15 protein-coding genes are annotated in these 18,316 nt (G+C 41.2%); 9 read left to right on the top strand and 6 right to left on the bottom strand.

All coding sequences use genetic code 11. The annotated features are described in order from the left end of the window. Positions 1 to 356: 356 nt before the first annotated feature. From gap to pfkA, 3 genes are read right to left on the bottom strand one after another with little or no spacing between them, the layout of a single operon-like run. Positions 357 to 1,355 carry a type I glyceraldehyde-3-phosphate dehydrogenase gene (gap, locus tag CRJ00_RS06645; RefSeq protein WP_099366092.1) on the bottom strand — a complete coding sequence of 333 codons (999 nt, stop codon included), beginning with the start codon at positions 1,353 to 1,355 and terminating at the stop codon, positions 357 to 359. A 6-nt stretch (positions 1,356 to 1,361) separates the two neighbouring features. Next, positions 1,362 to 2,210, bottom strand: a complete 849-nt coding sequence (locus CRJ00_RS06640) for a hypothetical protein (protein ID WP_099366091.1) — start codon at positions 2,208 to 2,210, stop codon at positions 1,362 to 1,364. 3 nt (positions 2,211 to 2,213) lie between these two features. After that, a complete protein-coding gene (gene pfkA, locus CRJ00_RS06635) occupies positions 2,214 to 3,197 on the bottom strand; it encodes a 6-phosphofructokinase (RefSeq protein ID WP_099366090.1) in 984 nt (327 codons plus the stop codon). A gap of 139 nt (positions 3,198 to 3,336) precedes the next feature. Here pfkA and CRJ00_RS06630 point away from each other — a divergent pair, with 139 nt between their 5' ends. From CRJ00_RS06630 to CRJ00_RS06600, 7 genes are all read left to right on the top strand, one after another. Beyond that, entirely contained in the window at positions 3,337 to 3,999 is a 663-nt protein-coding gene (locus CRJ00_RS06630) for an NUDIX hydrolase (RefSeq protein WP_099366089.1), read from the top strand. A 140-nt stretch (positions 4,000 to 4,139) separates the two neighbouring features. Further along, positions 4,140 to 4,742 carry a TetR/AcrR family transcriptional regulator gene (locus CRJ00_RS06625; protein WP_099366088.1) on the top strand — a complete coding sequence of 201 codons (603 nt, stop codon included), beginning with the start codon at positions 4,140 to 4,142 and terminating at the stop codon, positions 4,740 to 4,742. Positions 4,743 to 4,746: 4 nt separating this feature from the next. Further along, positions 4,747 to 6,084, top strand: a complete 1,338-nt coding sequence (locus tag CRJ00_RS06620; RefSeq protein WP_099366087.1) for a TolC family protein — start codon at positions 4,747 to 4,749, stop codon at positions 6,082 to 6,084. A gap of 13 nt (positions 6,085 to 6,097) precedes the next feature. Beyond that, the gene (locus CRJ00_RS06615) at positions 6,098 to 7,156 is read left to right on the top strand and encodes an efflux RND transporter periplasmic adaptor subunit (RefSeq protein WP_099366086.1); all 1,059 of its coding nucleotides are present in this window, start codon (positions 6,098 to 6,100) and stop codon (positions 7,154 to 7,156) included. A 26-nt stretch (positions 7,157 to 7,182) separates the two neighbouring features. Then, the gene (locus CRJ00_RS06610; RefSeq protein ID WP_099366085.1) at positions 7,183 to 10,353 is read left to right on the top strand and encodes an efflux RND transporter permease subunit; all 3,171 of its coding nucleotides are present in this window, start codon (positions 7,183 to 7,185) and stop codon (positions 10,351 to 10,353) included. A 171-nt stretch (positions 10,354 to 10,524) separates the two neighbouring features. Further along, positions 10,525 to 11,121 (top strand): hypothetical protein, encoded by a 597-nt coding sequence (locus tag CRJ00_RS06605; RefSeq protein WP_099366084.1) that lies wholly within the window; start codon positions 10,525 to 10,527, stop codon positions 11,119 to 11,121. Between the two features lie 212 nt (positions 11,122 to 11,333). Beyond that, positions 11,334 to 12,323, top strand: coding sequence for a YihY/virulence factor BrkB family protein (locus tag CRJ00_RS06600; protein WP_099366083.1), 990 nt, complete (start codon positions 11,334 to 11,336; stop codon positions 12,321 to 12,323). Here the strand turns inward: CRJ00_RS06600 and CRJ00_RS06595 are convergent. Genes CRJ00_RS06595 through CRJ00_RS06585 form a run of 3 tightly spaced genes read right to left on the bottom strand, consistent with a single transcriptional unit; the run spans position 12,295 to position 15,962 of the window. Next, positions 12,295 to 13,326 (bottom strand): glutathione synthetase, encoded by a 1,032-nt coding sequence (locus CRJ00_RS06595; protein WP_099366082.1) that lies wholly within the window; start codon positions 13,324 to 13,326, stop codon positions 12,295 to 12,297. The genes CRJ00_RS06600 and CRJ00_RS06595 overlap by 29 nt on opposite strands. Before the next feature lie 31 nt (positions 13,327 to 13,357). After that, positions 13,358 to 15,187: a flavohemoglobin expression-modulating QEGLA motif protein gene (locus CRJ00_RS06590; RefSeq protein ID WP_099366081.1), complete on the bottom strand. Its 1,830-nt coding sequence runs from the start codon at positions 15,185 to 15,187 to the stop codon at positions 13,358 to 13,360. Beyond that, a complete protein-coding gene (locus CRJ00_RS06585) occupies positions 15,174 to 15,962 on the bottom strand; it encodes an N-formylglutamate amidohydrolase (protein ID WP_099366080.1) in 789 nt (262 codons plus the stop codon). Before CRJ00_RS06585 ends, CRJ00_RS06590 begins: the two co-directional genes overlap by 14 nt. Positions 15,963 to 16,056: 94 nt before the next feature. Between CRJ00_RS06585 and CRJ00_RS06580 the strand changes: the two genes are divergently transcribed. Both CRJ00_RS06580 and CRJ00_RS06575 read left to right on the top strand, forming a co-directional pair. Then, positions 16,057 to 17,463, top strand: a complete 1,407-nt coding sequence (locus tag CRJ00_RS06580; protein WP_099366079.1) for an alpha-L-fucosidase — start codon at positions 16,057 to 16,059, stop codon at positions 17,461 to 17,463. 86 nt (positions 17,464 to 17,549) lie between these two features. Then, the gene (locus CRJ00_RS06575; protein ID WP_099366078.1) at positions 17,550 to 17,996 is read left to right on the top strand and encodes a DoxX family protein; all 447 of its coding nucleotides are present in this window, start codon (positions 17,550 to 17,552) and stop codon (positions 17,994 to 17,996) included. Positions 17,997 to 18,316 lie beyond the last annotated feature (320 nt).

Below are 18,316 nucleotides of genomic sequence, written 5' to 3'. Positions count from 1 at the left end.
TAGGAACTAGATAGAAATAGAAAAGGGATCCATTTGGATCCCTTTTTTTGTGTTTTCTCGTCATTAAGAGTAACTTTCTCGTCATTGCGAGGAGTTTTTTTCTAGTCATTGCGAGGAGGTACGACGAAGCAATCTTTTCTTAAGTTTATTACTAAGCATGTCATGCTGAGCATAGTCGAAGCATCTGTTCGTATATTTCCCTCCGTACAGATCCTTCGACTGCGCTCAGGATGACATGGCGAAAGATTGCTTCGTGCCTCGCAATGACGATGGTCTCGCAATGACGGCCGTGTCGGAATGACGCGGTAATGAATGCCTCGCAATGACGTGTTAATAGCCTCGCAATGGCGTTATCACTACCCTAACTTAGCTACTTCTTGCGCTAAATCAATGATCTTATTCGAGTAACCCCATTCATTATCATACCATGAAACTACTTTCACGAAGTGATCATTCAAGGAAATACCAGCCTCCGCATCAAAGATGGAAGTACGAGGATCACCTAAGAAATCAGTAGAAACCACTGCATCTTCCGTATATCCTAAAATACCTTTCAATTCGCCTTCTGAAGCATCTTTCATTGCTTTTTTGATATCCTCATAAGAAGCTGCTTTTTCCAAACGTACCGTTAAATCCACTACAGAAACATCCGCCGTAGGAACGCGTAACGACATACCTGTCAATTTACCTTTCAATTCAGGCAAAACCAATCCAACTGCTTTCGCAGCACCAGTAGAAGAAGGGATGATGTTCTGGTAAGCACCACGCCCACCTCTCCAGTCTTTCGCTGAAGGACCATCCACTGTTTTTTGTGTTGCAGTAACCGCATGTACTGTAGTCATCAATCCTTCAACAATACCAAACTTATCGTTCAACACTTTCGCAAGAGGTGCTAAACAGTTCGTTGTACAAGAAGCATTTGAAACGATTGTGTATTCTGCTTTAAGATCTTTATGGTTAACACCCATTACGAAAGTAGGGGTATCATCTTTTGCAGGAGCAGACATGATTACTTTTTTCGCACCAGCATCAATGTGTTTCTGTGCCAATTCTTTCGTCAAGAAGAAACCTGTAGATTCGATGATCACTTCAGCTCCTACTTCATCCCATTTCAGGTTTGCTGGATCTTTCTCTGCAGTAATACGGATCTCTTTTCCGTTTACTACCAAATGTCCATCTTTCACTTCTACTGTACCATCGAATTTACCGTGTGTAGAATCGTATTTCAACATATATGCTAAGTAATCAGGCTCAACTAGGTCATTGATACCTACTACTTCAATATCGCTGCGTTTAACAGCAGCTCTAAAAGCTAAGCGGCCGATACGGCCAAATCCGTTAATTCCAATTTTCATTTTTAACTAATTTTTATTTAAATAATATTTTAATAGGTTTTGAACAGGTTCCCGTATAATCGTACCTATGGCCAGATGGTGATCTTGAACGATCTCCGTCAGCCAGTCGGCATAATTATTTGCCACCGAGCCTGTGAAGTTGATTGTTGCATCCGGATACGCTTCGGAAAGCGGTACCAAATAAGTTTTTACATATAGTTCCAATCCTTTCTTGATGATGCCTTCCATGTATGGATCGTCCTTGTTCTCCAGGATAAAATCCGCAAAAGAGGTCAAAAAGATGTTCGGATTGGGGGTATTGTAGGTTTTATCCAATATTGTCTTACGGTCAATGGCATGCTTCCTTACGAACTTGTCCCGAAAACCCGCAGGCATGGCCTCTGTCAGAAAATCCTTGAGGATCTGTCTGGCCTGCCAGTTGGTCGATGCTTCATCCGCAAGAATATAGCCTAGACCATAATTGTTTTCCGTGATTTTACGCCCATTATAATAGGCTGCATTCGATCCGGAACCAATGATTCCGATAATGCCCTTCTCGTTTCCAAAAGTAGAAATGGCGGAAGCCAGTACATCATGGCTCACTTTCACTTTGGCATTCTTGAAGAACTGGCTGAACACCTTTTCGATCTTTTCCTGACGCTCGGTAGAAGAGGCGCCAGCACCGAAAAAGTAGATCTTACGGATCCGTTCGGCATTGTTGATCAATTGGGTATTCTTATTGAGTAGTTGATAAATGAACCTTTCATCCTGTATATAGGGGTTGATACCCGTCGTACGGAAGCCATGGAGAATTCTACCTTTTTCTGCTAAACGCCAATCGGCGTACCTGGAGCCACTAAAAACTACTGCAATCATATATTAAATGTTCATTACTTGGGAGATAGTGACCAACTCTTCATCCAGTTTGAATTCCTTGCCACGCAAAGCCTCTTCAAGACTGGTTGATACGATCTGGCTTCCGCGGATGCCTACTGTTGCACTTCTATTTCCTTTGATTAGTTCGTTTACCGCAAAGTATCCCATCCGGGTGGCAAGCACTCTATCGAAACTGCTTGGGGATCCTCCTCGCTGTAAATGTCCTAATATACTAACTTTTGTATCATAATAATCAAATTTTTCATTCACCCTTTTCGCCACATGGTATGCTCCACCATTTTTGTCCCCTTCGGCCACAATAACGATCATAGAGGTCTTATTACGATGTTTTGCTGTTTCCAACATGTCGATCAGTTCGTCGATCGCTGTATCCTTTTCAGGTAGCATGATGGCTTCGGCACCACCGGCAACCCCTGCGTTCAACGCAATACATCCGGAGTCCCTTCCCATTACTTCAACGAAAAATAAACGATTATGTGATGCCGCAGTATCTTTAATTTTATCGATCGCATCAATTACCGTATTATTCGCAGTATCAAAGCCTAAGGTATAGTCTGATCCATATAGATCATTGTCGATCGTACCGGGAATACACATCACCGGAATATCGTATTCCTGCGAGAAGATTTCCGCTCCGGTAAAGGTTCCATCACCTCCGATTGCGACCAATGCATCGATCTCGGCTTCCTTAATATTTTCATAGGCTTTTTTACGGCCTTCAGGCGTCCGGAATTCCGGGCATCTTGCCGACTTCAATACCGTTCCTCCCTTTTGTAGGATAGAACTCACTGAACGGCTCACCATCTCCTTGAAATCCCCCTCGATCATCCCTTCATATCCTCTGTAAATGCCTGTAACTTTTAATCCATTATAGAGTGCAGTCCGGACTACTGCGCGAATTGCAGCGTTCATCCCGGGAGCATCACCCCCAGAAGTATAAACACCAATTCTTTTGATTTGCTTCATTAGGTCTTTCTTTTTTGATTTACGAATATAATGTGTATTTCTTACACTATTAAATTTTTTTAGTAAATTGTTTGTTTAATTAGTATTATTGTTGATAAATTCATGAGACTATATTAATCAGTTAAATAAGATTTAAATTTTGCAGACGTATTTTACCATTGATTGTGTCATACTGACATTTGACGAGGGTCAACTGAAAGTGTTATTGGCGGAACGTAACGAATATCCTTACAAAGATTGGTGGGCGCTTCCCGGATATTTTGTGAACAAATACGAAGAAATGGAAGATGCGGTTGCAAGGATTCTCTTTGAAATGACGGGCTTAAAGGATATCTACATGGACCAATTGGCTGCATTTGCCGGTGTTAAGCGACATCCTGAAGGCCGTATCCTAACCGTGGCTTATATGGCACTGGTCCAGATGGAAGATGTGAAGAATAAAATCGTCGCCATTTCTGATTATATGCGCCAATTAAAGTGGTTTTCGGTGGATGAACTTCCAGACCTGGCTTTTGACCACCGCGAGATCATCGAACTGAGCTTAGATCGTTTGAAAAAAACAGTAGGTTATTCCACCACCCCTTATGAATTATTACCCTCCAAATTTACCCTTACTCAATTACAACAGGTTTATGAAGCCTTGTTGAACAAAAAATTGGATAAAAGGAACTTCCGCAAGAAAATCAATAATTTAGGTTATCTCAAAGAACTTAATGAATTTCAGAAGGGGGTTTCCTATCGTGCGGCAAAACTTTATGCCTTTGATAAGAAAAAGTTCCAAAAGCAATTCAATCAAGATTAATCTCTACACTTCATAAAATACGCTTCCTAAGTTAAGAAAATGTTAATAATCGTTTTTATGACAAAGGAATGATATTATTTATTTTCTATTCTTTACTTTTGAACAATTTTTAGAAAAAGTCAAAAATAACAAAAGTAAAAATGGAGAATCGTAAGGATCAGATCATCGAGGTGGCGCTAAAGCGCTTCTCACATTTTGGTTTCCACAAAACCACTATGAACGAGATTGCCGACGATCTACGAATTACAAAAGCAAATCTATATTATTATTATCCGGACAAACCATCCTTGATAATTGATGTTTTATGCAAGATCGCCTCTGATCTGCATGAACCGGAATTGGCCATCGTTGAAAAATACAATGGTGATATTTTGAAGGTGGTCAATGAAGTCATAGAAACGAGGTCTCGTTTCATGCGTAAATACTACCTGTTCCATATCAATGAGAATTTGGATTGGATCAAAGGTATCGATCTGACCGATACGATGGAGAAATTCTATAAAAGGGATGTGGAAGTATTGAAAAGCCTATTGAACAAAGCTGTAGAAGCCGGAGAGTTGAAAATGAATAATATAGACGAGGCAGCAGTTTGTTTAACGGAAATACAGAAAGGCATCGCCCTATTACATACCGTAGCGGATGTGATTACAGGCATTCCGAACGATAGCAATGTGGATAAAATATTAGAAAGCCAAAAAAGGTCGGCAAAATTGATCTTCGATGGTAAAATAAATCGCAATTAACACCATGAGAAATATAAAAGTAATCGCACTAATGTTGTCTGGTATTTTTACCGGCACATTCTTACATGCGCAAGAAACCTTGACGTTGCAGGAGGCAGTCAAGTATGCGTTAGAAAACAAAGCGGAGGCAAAGAAATCAAAACTGGACCTGGAGAATTCAGAATACAAGATTGCTGAAGTACGTGCAGGAGCATTGCCGCAAATCAGCGGACAAGGATCCTTGACCTATAATCCATTGATTCAGAAAAGTGCATTGGATGGTGCCTTGATGGGAAGGCCCGGAGAGACGATCATGGTAGCATTTGGACAACCTTGGCAAGCCAATGCTGTTGTGCAAGTGAGCCAGCAGATTTTTAACCAGTCCTTGTTCACCGGATTAAAGGCCGCTAAATCGACTCGCGAATTCTATCAGATCAACAATGAACTGACAGATGAGCAATTGATCGAGAAAGTAGCCAATGCGTATTACGAAGTTTACCAATCGGAAATGCAATTGCAGACGATTGAGAACAACCTACAGAATACCATCAAAACAAGAGATGTTCTAAAAGGCTTGGTGGATGCTGGTTTAGCAAAGAAAATTGACCTTGACCGTGTGGAAGTGGCGATCAATAACCTTTTGGCATCAAAACAACAGGTAATCAATGGGGCAGATCTTCGTGAAAATGCCTTGAAATTCGCTATCGGTATGCCGATTACAGAAGACATTGTCCTTCCGAAGGAAACCTTTGATATCAAAGCCGATTACCTAAGTGCAGAATTCAACTTGGATAACCGTACGGAAATCAAGTTATTGGATAAGCAGATCGAATTGTTGGAGCTGAACAAGAAAGCGATGATCTCCAACTATTACCCGAACCTATCCTTTACCGGAAACTTAGGTTACCTAGGATTTGGTCAGAAATTTCCAATCTTCAATAGCAACGCCAATTTCTCTCCTTATTCAGCCATCGGTCTGAACCTTTCCATCCCGATTTTTAGTGGTGGAAGAACTAAATCACAGATCAACCAGGCAAATGTGGAGATCCGTAAGGCACAGGTAGATAAAGAAGATGCAAAATTAGGATTGAACCTTGCAGCAGAAAACGCAAGAGCACAGATCAAGAATAGTTTGATCACGGTAGACAATAACCGCCGTAACATCGAACTTGCCAGAAATGTGTTGTCCAATACGCAGAACAACTACCACAATGGTTTGGCCACATTGACCGAACTATTGGATGCAGAGAATGCTTTGGCAGATGCAGAAAATAACTTGAACACCTCTTTATTGAACTATAAAGTTGCCGAGATCCAATTGATCAAAGCGAACGGTAACATCAAATCTTTAATTAACGAATAATATAACACTCCATATGAAACGCGCAATAATAGCTATTATAGTAATCGGGGCAGCCCTAGTAGGGATGTTCATGATTTTGAACAAGAACAAAAAGAAAGTTGAAGCAGAGACTGCCGTGGTAGCAGAGAAAAATGCTGCGGTAGCTGTACGTATTGATACAGCTCGTACAGAAGCCATGAACTTAGCTTACCAAGCCAATGGTACGTTTATGCCGAAACAAGAAGTAACCGTAGCTGCGGAAACAGGTGGCCGTGTAGTAAGAGTGTTGGTGGATGAGGGATCACGAGTTGGTGCAGGTCAAACCTTAGCGGTGGTTGAAGGTGATAAATTGAATGTWWWTKTWTYCAATGCASAAGCGGCATACGAKATTGCTCAATCCAACCTTCAACGTTATCAGAGTGCATTAACTACTGGTGGTGTAACCCAAGCACAGGTAGATCAGATGCGTCTTCAATTCGAAAACGCAAAGAACAACTTGAAAAGTGCGAAGTTAACTGCTGGTGATGTAACGATCAAAACATCTGTTTCAGGTATCGTAAATTCCCGTAAAATTGAACCAGGTGCTTATGTAAGTCCAGGTACTCCGGCATTTGATATCGTTAATGTAAGCACCTTGAAATTGAGAGTGAATGTAGATGAGAAAAATGTGGCAACACTTCGCGTCGGACAGACAGTAGAAGTATTGGCTAGTGTATATAGCGACAAGAAATTTACAGGGAGAATTACGTTCATCGCACCTAAATCTGATGGTAGCTTGAACTTCCCTGTAGAGATCGAAATTGCTAACAACCCTAACAATGACCTTCGTGCAGGTATGTACGGAACAGCGGTATTCGGTGGTTCTGGAACTGCTTCAGCGTTGGTTATCCCTCGTACAGCTTTCGTAGGTTCCATCTCTGATAACAAGGTGTTTGTATTGAGAAATGGCAAAGCCATCGAAACAAAAGTTCAATCGGGTAGAAGCTTTGGTGATTTGATCGAAATCACAAGCGGTCTTCAAGCTGGCGATCAGGTGATCACTTCTGGTCAGATCAACTTGTTGGATCAAACTGCGGTTGAAGTTATTAAATAATTTGTGCTAAGTACGACAATTCTATTATGAAGATTACTGAAATATCGATAAAACGTCCCAGCCTGATCATCGTATTATTTATAATACTGACCTTGGGGGGGATATTCTCCTATACCCAGTTGGGGTATGAGTTGGTACCTAAGTTTGAGGTAAACGTAATTACCGTGCAAACTGTATATCCAGGTGCCTCGCCTACGGAGGTGGAAAATACCGTAACCAAGAAAATTGAGGATGCCGTCTCCTCCTTGGAGAACATCAAAAAATTGGAAGCTACTTCCATGGAAAACGTGTCGGTTGTGATGATTACCTTGAACGACGGAGCTGATGTCAACTTCCTGTTGACCGATGCCCAACGTAAGATCAATGCCATCCTGAACGATTTACCAGATGATGTTGATGCACCATCTTTAAATAAATTCTCCTTGGATGATGTCGCTATCATGAGTTTAGCGGTGACTTCCAACCTATCGGAGAAACAACTTTACGACTTACTGGACAATAAGATCCAACCGATCTTTGCCCGTATCAATGGTGTTGCGAAAGTAGACCTGATCGGTGGTGAAGAAAGAGAGATCCAGATCAGTGTGGATGCACAGAAATTGGAAGGTTATGGCTTATCCATTGGTCAGATCCAACAGGTGATCGGATCATCAAACCTCGATTTCCCTACAGGTAATGTGAGTACCCGTGAAAACCGTACAACCATCCGTTTGGCCGGTAAAGTAACGTCAATTGATGAATTGAGAAACCTGCCTATTACTACTCCGACTGGAACAACGATTTTCCTTCGTGATGTGGCCGATGTACAGGATGGTATCAAAGAGATCGAAAAGATCGCTCGTTTAGACCAGAAGAACACCATCATGTTACAGGTGTTCAAGCAGTCGGATGCGAATGCGGTAGAGGTATCTAGGTTGGTAAAAGAAACTATTGCAACGGTAGAAACAGATTATTCGAAAGACAATGTGAAAGTATTGTTGGCGAATGACTCGACAGATTATACTTTGAACGCAGCAAATAACGTAATCCATGACTTATTGATCGCGATTGCCTTGGTAGGTTTCATCATGTTGTTCTTCTTGCATTCCTTGAGAAATGCGGCGATTACCATGGTGGCTATTCCATTGTCCTTGATCGCGACCTTTATCGGATTATTGTTGATGGGTTATACCCTGAACTTGATGTCCCTTTTAGGACTTTCCCTAGTAGTAGGTATCCTTGTCGATGATGCGATCGTTGTTATCGAGAATATCCACCGCCATATGGAGATGGGTAAGAACAAGGTGCGTGCGGCTTACGACGGAGCAAAAGAGATCGGATTTACCGTAACAGCGATTACTTTGGTTATCGTGGTGGTATTCTTACCGATCGCGATGTCCTCTGGTTTGGTGGCTAATATCCTTGCACAGTTCTGTGTAACGGTTATTATATCGACCTTACTATCCTTATTGGTATCTTTCTCGGTGGTGCCTTGGTTATATTCCCGTTTCGGAAAATTAGAGCATTTGAATCCAAACTCTTTCTTTGGAAAGATCATCCATGGATTTGAAGCTGGATTGACCAAATTCACACACTGGATCTCCGGTATCTTGGAATGGTCATTGAAGAACAGATGGACCAAATTGGGAACTTTATTTATCGCATTTTTCCTTTTGGTAGGATCTTGTGCCCTGGTTCCTGCAGGTTATATCGGTACTGACTTTTTCCCATCTTCGGACAAAGGGGAATACCTGATGCAGTTTGAGTTGGAGAAAGATGCTTCTCTAGAGAAGACCAACTTCCTGACCCAAAAAGCAGAGAATATCATTAAAAATAAGCCAGAAGTGGAACGTATCATTACTACAGTAGGTCAGTCCTCAGATGGTATGAACTCTACTTCAGGAACGCGTTATAAATCCGAGATCCACGTGATCATGAAGGATACCTATACCGAGAATTCAAAAGTTTATGCGGCAAGATTGCAACGTGAATTGGAAAAAGAATTGGTAGGAGCGAAGGTAAAATTCGTGAGTATGGGATTGATGGGAGCAGAACAGGCACCATTGAAATTGACCGTGATCGGTTCTGACCTGAAAGATGCGAATGAATTTGCTGAGAAAGCAGCAGACCTACTTCGTAAGGTTCCGGGAGCTACCAACGTGAAATTAACTTCTGAAGGTGGTAACCCTGAAATCAATGTGCAGGTAGACCGCGAGAAAATGACTTCATTAGGTTTGGATGTGGCTACCGTAGGTATGACCATGCAAACAGCATTCTCCGGAAATACAGACAATAAATTCCGTGCAGGTGATAATGAATATGATATCAATATCCGTTTTGATGAAGCTAGCCGTTCTAACATCGCTGATGTGAGAGGATTGAAATTCATCAACAAACAAGGTGTTCCTATTTCCTTAGAGCAATTTGCTACGGTTGGATACGGTTCAGGACCTTCCTTATTGGAGCGTCGTGATAAATCGCCAGCAGTTTCAGTTCAAGCATCTCTTGTAGGTCGTACCTTAGGGGATGTGGCTGGAGAATGGGAAGCAGAGTTCTCTAAGTTAGAGCGTAAGCCAGGGGTAGTCTATATCTGGGGTGGTAACATGGAAAACCAACAAGAAGGTTTCGGTACCTTGGGAGTGGCATTATTGGCATCTATCCTGTTGGTTTACTTGGTAATGGTTTCCCTGTACGATAGTTTCAGTACACCATTCGTCGTGATGTTCTCGATTCCACTATCCTTTATTGGAGCCTTGATCTTATTGGCATTGACTGGTCAATCCTTGAACATCTTTACCATCTTAGGTATCATCATGTTGATCGGTTTGGTGGCGAAGAATGCGATTCTATTGGTCGACTTTGCTAACCACCGTAAGGATAATGGGGATACTACGCACGATGCCTTGGTTGCTGCCAACCATGCCCGTCTTCGTCCGATCTTAATGACGACCATTGCGATGGTATTCGGTATGATCCCGATCGCGTTGGCAACAGGTGATGGTGCGGATATGAACAAAGGTTTGGCTATCGTAATTATCGGGGGTCTATTATCTTCCCTATTACTTACCTTAGTGGTAGTTCCAGTGGTTTATTCGCTATTTGATAGTATGGGCCGTCGTTGGGGAAGTAAAAAGAAAACCAACTATGTGGAACTTATTGATGCCGATTATGTTCCGAACGAACATTATGTGGATGAAATGGATGTGAAACACAACTAGAACAATTTAAAAATCACTTACTTAAAGAGGCTGATCGTAAAGATTCAGCCTCTTTTTTCGTAATTGTAGCTGAATGTTTAGAAAATTGAAATAATTAGCTGCCCTACAAAACTTTCTACCCTACAAACTTGTTCTGAAATTGATTAATTTTGCAGAAAATTCGAACGAGAAATGAAAATCTTTTTGACAACATGTTGTTTTATTGTGCTGGTAGGTTGTAGACAGCAGACCGAGAATAAGGTTGTAGAACAGCCTGTGGAGCAGCTTGTTCAGCAAGAAGAAAAGGAAGTTTCCGTTGCCCCAACATCCGAAGAAAAGGACGAAATTTTGGCTGTTATCGAAGGCCTTGATAACCGTTCATTTCCTTTGGCCGATTCGACCAACTTTGATAATGTGGATAAAAAAGGGATCCATAATCCTGATTTTTTGAAACGTATCCATTTTGAGGCCGATGAAGTGAATTTTAAAGATGTACGCTTGAGGTATAGACTCCACTATTCTCCAGCCTATTATAGTATTGTATTGACCTATCCTCTAGGAGAACATGAAATCATTACAACCTTGTTGAATATCAATAAAGAAGGAAAAATCATTGATTTCTTGGATATTGCCTATGATGAGATTGCCGAATCAGCTTTTCGGAAGGAGAGTGTGATGGAGAAGGATAGGGTAGTGCTTACCGATTGGAATTACATGTCGGAAGTGCCTACAAAAACGGTTACCAATTATTTGCTGACTTCCGAAGGTAGATTTGAGGAAGCTTCTTAGGTAGGTTCAGACCAATCCCCATATTTTACTGGTTTCAAACCATTTTTTGACTTTGGTGTTTTAAGGATAAAGCCTTGAATAGGACTGTGAACACACTTTAAGTATACTGTAATTAGGTTGTAAGTAAATTGTAAATGACTTTATACACTTACACCTCACTTACAAGTCACTTACACCTCACTTACATCTCGAAGAAAATATAAATACTACACATGGATCAACAGCGAAAAGAAGACAAAAAACAAGGTGGTTTCTTTAAAAACACCTTCACGATTTTAAAAAACAGTGCATTAGGATTTATCAATGAAGATACCATGAAGTATAGTGCTTCCTTGGCTTATTATACTATCTTTTCCATAGGCCCTATTTTAGTGCTGATGATCTCTTTGGCTGGAATTTTCTATGGTGAAGATGCCATTAAAGGTAAATTATTTTCGGAGCTCAATGAACTGATAGGAAGAAATGCAGCACGTCAGGTTCAAGAAATCATTAAAAACTTGGAGCTTTCCGGAAAATCTTCCATGGCGTTGATCATCAGTATAGTCACATTAATCATTGGTGCGACCACTGTTTTTGGGGATATTCAGAACTCCATCAACAAAATATGGCATGTGCGGGCGAAACCGAAAAAGGGCTGGTTAAAATTGATCATGGACCGTTTGTTATCCTCTTCATTGGTCATTGGTTTAGGATTTCTATTGGTGGTCACCTTAGTGGTCAACGGGATCATTATTGCCTTTACCGATAACTTATTGCGGTATTTCCCGGATATGGCCGTGCATGTTATGGATATCATCAATTTCATGCTAACCTTTGGAATTATATTTTTATTATTCTCGGTTATCTTTAAGGTTCTTCCTGATGTCAACATCCAATGGAAACCGGTTAAGGCGGGCGCCTTATTCACCGCTATACTTTTTATTTTCGGACGCTTAGGAATAGGATTTTATCTTTCCAATTCAGATACCGCTACGACTTATGGCGCTGCTGGATCGATCGTATTGATTTTATTATGGGTGTATTATACCGCGGCTATTCTATATTTTGGGGCAATTTTTACGAGGGAATATGCCACCTTCAAAAATTATCCGATAGAGCCATCGGAATATGCGGTTCATGTAGAGGTTAAAGAGATCGAGCGGAATGTCAAAGAAATTCCGCCCGCTCCACTTACTACCGACGAGACTGTGGTCGAGAAGTAGGTTTATAGAATGCTTTCACTCGTTTTTCCAGATCGATGATGATGGTTTCGGTGAAATCAATGCCAGTCAATTGATTAATATGCATCAGAGCGCCGGGAGAGAATACATTGATCTCCATAATTTTGTCGCCTACAATGTCCAATCCCACTAGGTACATATTGTCGTCCTTTAGCTTTTTGGTCACTTTTTTAACCAACTTTAGGATATCATCCGTAATTTCTGCTTCTTGAGCCGATCCTCCCTGATGGATATTGCTTCGGATTTCATCTGCAGATTGCACACGTCTAACCGCGGCGTACTTACCTTCAGCCATCAAAGGGGCACCATTCAGCAGGAAGAAACGGATATCGCCTTTAACAGCATCTGGAAGATATTCCTGAGCCATAACATAACCATCACGTGCAATGGCTTCTACGGTTTGCTTCAGATTCTGGGTCTCTCCCGATTTGATCATAAACACATTCTTTCCGCCGGAGCCTTTTAAAGGTTTAAGGATAATTTTATCCCCTTGTTCTTTCAGGAATGCGGTTACATCTTCATGGTTTCTGGTGACCAACGTTTTTGGGCGGATGGCTTTTGGGAAATTCTGCAGGTACAGCTTATTATTCGCCTCGATTAGGTTATCAGGATCATTAATAACAAATCCTCCATTGCGTTTTACAAGTTGGGAAAATTGTATCCCTGCTGCTGAAGCCCATGGCCTTCCGATCATATCTAGGGTAGGGTCGAACCTTAGCCAAAGCACCTCCACATCGGCCATATCGACCAGTTCTTTTTCTTTCGCTTTTAGGGTTTTCATGAATCTGGCTGCGGTAGGCAAGGTTTCAGGTGGTTCCATGAGCCTACAGTGTGCCATAACCCGTTGCTCATCCTTGTAAACGAAATCTGCCAAACCAATATACAATACCGTATGGCCCCTTTCCAATGCTTTGAGGGCTAATATCGTGGTCGTGAATTTCTCTTCTTCTTTATGCGTTTGATTGATCAAAAATGCAATTTTCATATTTGCGTTGAGTTTTTTCTTATGTAGTGATTTAATGTGTCAATTTAAAAACGGATGCTTTTGTCTTCACCTCTTTCCATTTATCCAAATATTCAGGAAACATGAACCTCGGTGTAATGGCTGGTGGAATAAGGATTTCTTTTTGCAGCAGGTCTTTGATGATCGGTAGGTAATCTTTTCGTATTTTCCCCATCATCAGCAGATGTACATTGTTGTTTTCCTTTAGGTATTCGATCAATTCCATGATGCCCTTGAGGTAGAGCATATCCTTGGTCAATCCACCACCACGATAAACCCGCATGACAATCTGAAAAGATGTTTCATGTTTGAACCCAAATTGGTCGACCAACAGGGCAAAGGTATCGGTGAAGGAATTACCCAAGAGCATATGTTGTACCGCGATAACCCTCGCTGCAATGATCCTTAACCGATCGTTGTTCAGACCATCAACAATATATTCCGAAAGTACCGCCAAGCCTTCCTGTAATTCTTCATAGCCGGGAACACCCAAACTAAAAAGGTTCAATGGTTGCATCCTGCCATTGAAATAGGTTACGACATGTGTTCCTATCTCATGTTGAATAAGCGCTTTAGCGCGAGATTTTGTTAGTTTATACTCCTTACTGATGTTCAATGCCCCTCTATTGACCATAACTCCCGAAATATCCTCTCGGATACGGATTGGACAATTGAATTCCTGATTTTGTTGTTGCAAAAATTTAACTTCTTCCTTGGCCATTTTGGCAAATTCACTTGGTCCGATCCATTCTTCATTTTTGGTGGAAGTCGTTTCTGGTTCGGTCATCATCAATAGGGCCAAAGCGGAGTTGTATAGTTTCTCTGAAACATTCCCGAATACCTGTAGGCTCCCATGCAGGAAGTCCTCTTTACCACGATCGGCCAGCATGGTGATCATGGAGTCCAATTCGGTTCTTTTGTCCCGAAAAATATAGGCCATGGTGGGATCGTAGATGTCTTCGATCCTCAGGTTGTACAACCTACGTTTTACCAGATCGGGATCTACGTGCATAGGTCGGTAAAGAAATTTTGGTGTTTTCCAATATTTATCCTTTTTGAACTGCAACCAAGCTTCATGGGCATTCAAAGGCGTGACCATCAGCAGGAAATCGAATTTCTTGCTTTCCTGCGCCAAGGCATCATCGATCTCATTCATCATCGGAGTAAGTTCCTGATGAACATTGATCTTTTGGGCCGTGGCATTCAAGTGGGTATAGACCCGCAGGAATTCAAAGAAAAGTCTGGAAAGTGATTTTGCCAATGTTTCTCGATAGGTACGCATCAAGAGTGGTAAAATATTCTCTTCGTAATCGATATATCGCTTTTTAATCGATATTCCCAATAATAAAATCTGCTTGTTCTGCAGGTATTTCTTCGAGAATAAAGATGGTAGACTTTCCGGTTTTGGAATCTGCAGGTCCTTAGAAATGGCTACCGATAGTTCTGCCGTTTCCATCCGGATGTTCCTTTCAAAATATTCCGCAAGTGGGAGTATATCTTTCTGACCGACATGCAAAAGGATATCATCCTTTTGGTTGGATTCCGAAATCCAGGTTTCGATCAAAAGGCAGGCACCAAATTCTTGTGCCAACGATTCAGCAATCGGTTTTATCCATTCCTCCAGCGCAAATTCATCTTCTTTACATACAATGCTTGCATTTTCGGTCTTTGCCAAATCGGCAATCATTTTATCCTTTTTACCCGTGTCTGGAACACGGTAAATAAAAATATAGGGAACTATTTTATTGAATATGAATTTACCGGCATTTGGAACTTGATAATGGATAGGAGTACGTTTATTGATCGCATTTAGAATACGTAAAAGTGCTTTATTCTTTTCCATCTTGGTGAAAATACTGGTTAAATACCGTCAATGTTTTTAAGAGTAACTGTTTGCAGGCCATGATTTTGTGGTAATCGGGGTCACCGGTCCATTCATCCATAAAATCTTTCCGGAATTCGATCGCCAGCACGAAACCATAGTCTCCATAGAGTTGGTTCATGGTCTGCGCGAAATAGCCGCCTTTGAACTTTACATTCTCCCTTACATCAATGGCCTGGCCATTCAATTCCTCCGCTGATATAAAGTTAATCAATTCATCCATTAATGGTCTCCACTTTTGGTTGAGGTGGATGGTGCCAAAGTTTATTTCAGGATCCGTATCCATATTGATCTCTTGGTCTGGACCTTCGCGTTTGGCATTATAGCTATGGATATCCAAGATAATGAAATAGCCAAATTGGGCAATGGTATCCTGGATCTTACTCTCTATGATTTCAAATATTTCACGATGATCATTACGGAGTTCACTGATCAATTCCAATGGGAAGTCCTCTTTCCATACATTTAACCCCCAAGCCTGTTCGGGTTTGAGGTAGATGGCATCTTCCAAGGTACGGTTGATGTCCAATTGAAAGCGTGAGCTTTCCATAATAAATCGATTGCAGGGAAGTTCAGCGATCAGCGCCGTAAAGGGATCTTCCTCCCGTAATCGTTCTTCCTCATTCAACAGTTGATAAGGCAGTAATTTTTCATCTATATCGTGGCCGTCGTGGATAGCAAAAGTCCAGAATGGGCTATCGGCCAATTTGATTTCATATTTTGTAAGCAAAGGCATAAAATTCTCCTTTAGGGATTATCTTATTAATAAACAATAAATTGTAGAAATAGTTTTATTTTTCCTATTTTCAGTTATTTATATTCTAACCATTATGATCAACTTATTCCAAAAACCTTTACTTAAAAAATTAGCGTTAGCCTGTTTGCTTTTTGGTTCTGTTTCCTCCCAAGCCGTTGCCCAAGGAAAAGACTGGAAAGAAAAATCCATTGATAACAAAGAAGAACGGATGGCCTGGTGGAAGAACGACCGATTCGGGATGTTCATCCATTGGGGATTGTATGCCTTGCCAGCCCGACACGAGTGGGTTCAGCAGATCGAAAGAACCGACCATGAAACCTACAAAAAGAAATACTTTGATCTTTTTAATCCTGACTTATACCATCCCGAAGAATGGGCTTTAGCGGCCAAGAATGCCGGGATGAAATATGTGGTGTTAACCGCCAAGCATCATGAGGGATTTTGTTTGTGGGATACCAAATCGAGCAATTTCAATGCGGCCAAAACACCTTATGGAAAAGACCTGTTGAAACCTTTTGTGGAGGCTTGTCGTAAGAACGGATTGAAAGTGGGATTCTATTTTTCGGTGATTGATTGGTACCATCCAGACTTTACCATTGATAATACCCATCCTTTGAGAGGAAATCAGGAAGCCATCGCCACGAATTCGGGTAAAAACATGGATAATTTCCGGAAGTATTTGAAGGAGCAGGTTCGGGAATTGCTGGGCAATTATGGAAAGATCGATTTGTTGTTCTGGGATTTTTCCTATCCGGGGCCAAATGGCAAAGGAAAGGAGGATTGGGACAGCGAGGGGTTGATCAAATTGGCGCGGGAGCTGCAGCCGAACATCATTATGAACGATCGTTTGGATATGGGTGCTGAAGCTTGGGGATGGGATTATAAAACACCGGAGCAATTCATGCCGAATGAGTGGCCGACATTTAACGGGGTGAGGGTGCCTTGGGAGACTTGCCAGACTTTTTCAGGATCTTGGGGATACCATAGGGATGAGAACACTTGGAAGTCATCCAACCAGCTTATCGCCATGCTGATTGAAGTGGTGAGTAAAGGCGGAAATCTTTTATTGAATGTGGGGCCTACAGCGAGAGGGAATTTTGATGATCGGGCAAATGATCGATTGGAAGCTATTGGGAAATGGATGAAATTCCACTCGGCATCTATTTACGGCTGTACAGAGGCGCCTGCGGATTTTCAGAAACCGGGTAATACGTTGTTGACCTATAACCCGAAGACCAAGCGTTTGTATGTTCATTTATTACAATATCCTTTTAAAACGCTTTATCTGCCAAATTTTAAAGGGAAGGTGAAATATGCGCAATTCCTGCATGATAATTCGGAAGTTAAATATACCTCCAGGACAAAATCCAACGATGGGGAGCACATGGCGATTACGGCCGGAGAGAATGATCTGATCATGGATCTGCCGGTGGTAAAACCGAATGTGGAGATCCCGGTTATTGAGTTGATATTGAACTGATCTAAAAATATTTGATAATAATCCACACAATATCAGCGGGTTATTGTTCGTTGTTTTAGTATGACCAATTAAAAAAGGAGGTTATTATGAACCTAATTCAACGAATTGAATATTGGGGAGATCATCACCATCCAAGGTGGATTGATTTCATCCGAATTGCACTCGGCATATTGATTTTTGCCAAAGGTGTAAGTTTTGTTATGGACAGGGATTCCGTAGCTGCATTAATTGAGCGAACGCATTTTCAGCTTTCTATTTGGGGGGCGGTTCATTATGTGGTCTTTGCACATTTGGTAGGTGGTATTTTTATCATGATGGGGTTTGCGACGAGGTTAGCGGCGTTGATACAGATTCCGATTTTGATAGGCGCGGTGTTTTTCGTGAATATCACGCAGGGATTTAGTTTTCTGAATTCGGAGTTCTGGTTGTCTTTGGTGGTGTTGTTGTTGCTTTGTTATTTTGTGGTAGTAGGTTCTGGTAAGATGTCTTTGGATAAGATGATGGATAAGCCAGGGTATAAAAGGGATATTTAGGAAAAATCTATTGCAAAAATAACGTCATCGTAAGTTTGTAAGTAAGTTATAGGAATTAAAGAGACAGAATATAATTTTGTATTTCATTTAGGATACAGCGAGAGAGGGAGTAAGATTTTTAATCGTCATTGGTCCTTGAGAGACCCTTCGCAATGTTAATCCCCCTCTCTTATTCCTATCATAAACTTGGACAGTTCATTAGGCCAGGAGCCTGTTTTTACGATTGATAAGTTATGATAAGAGCTGCTGTAATCCACAAATATGATATACAAATATGGTAACAGGTATTGATTGTTCAAAGGATTATTTTGACATTTCTG

Origin of the sequence: Sphingobacterium sp. 1.A.4, from assembly GCF_002734245.1 — a bacterium.
Classification (GTDB): domain Bacteria; phylum Bacteroidota; class Bacteroidia; order Sphingobacteriales; family Sphingobacteriaceae; genus Sphingobacterium; species Sphingobacterium tenebrionis.
This window is presented reverse-complemented; position numbering and strand designations above follow the sequence as displayed.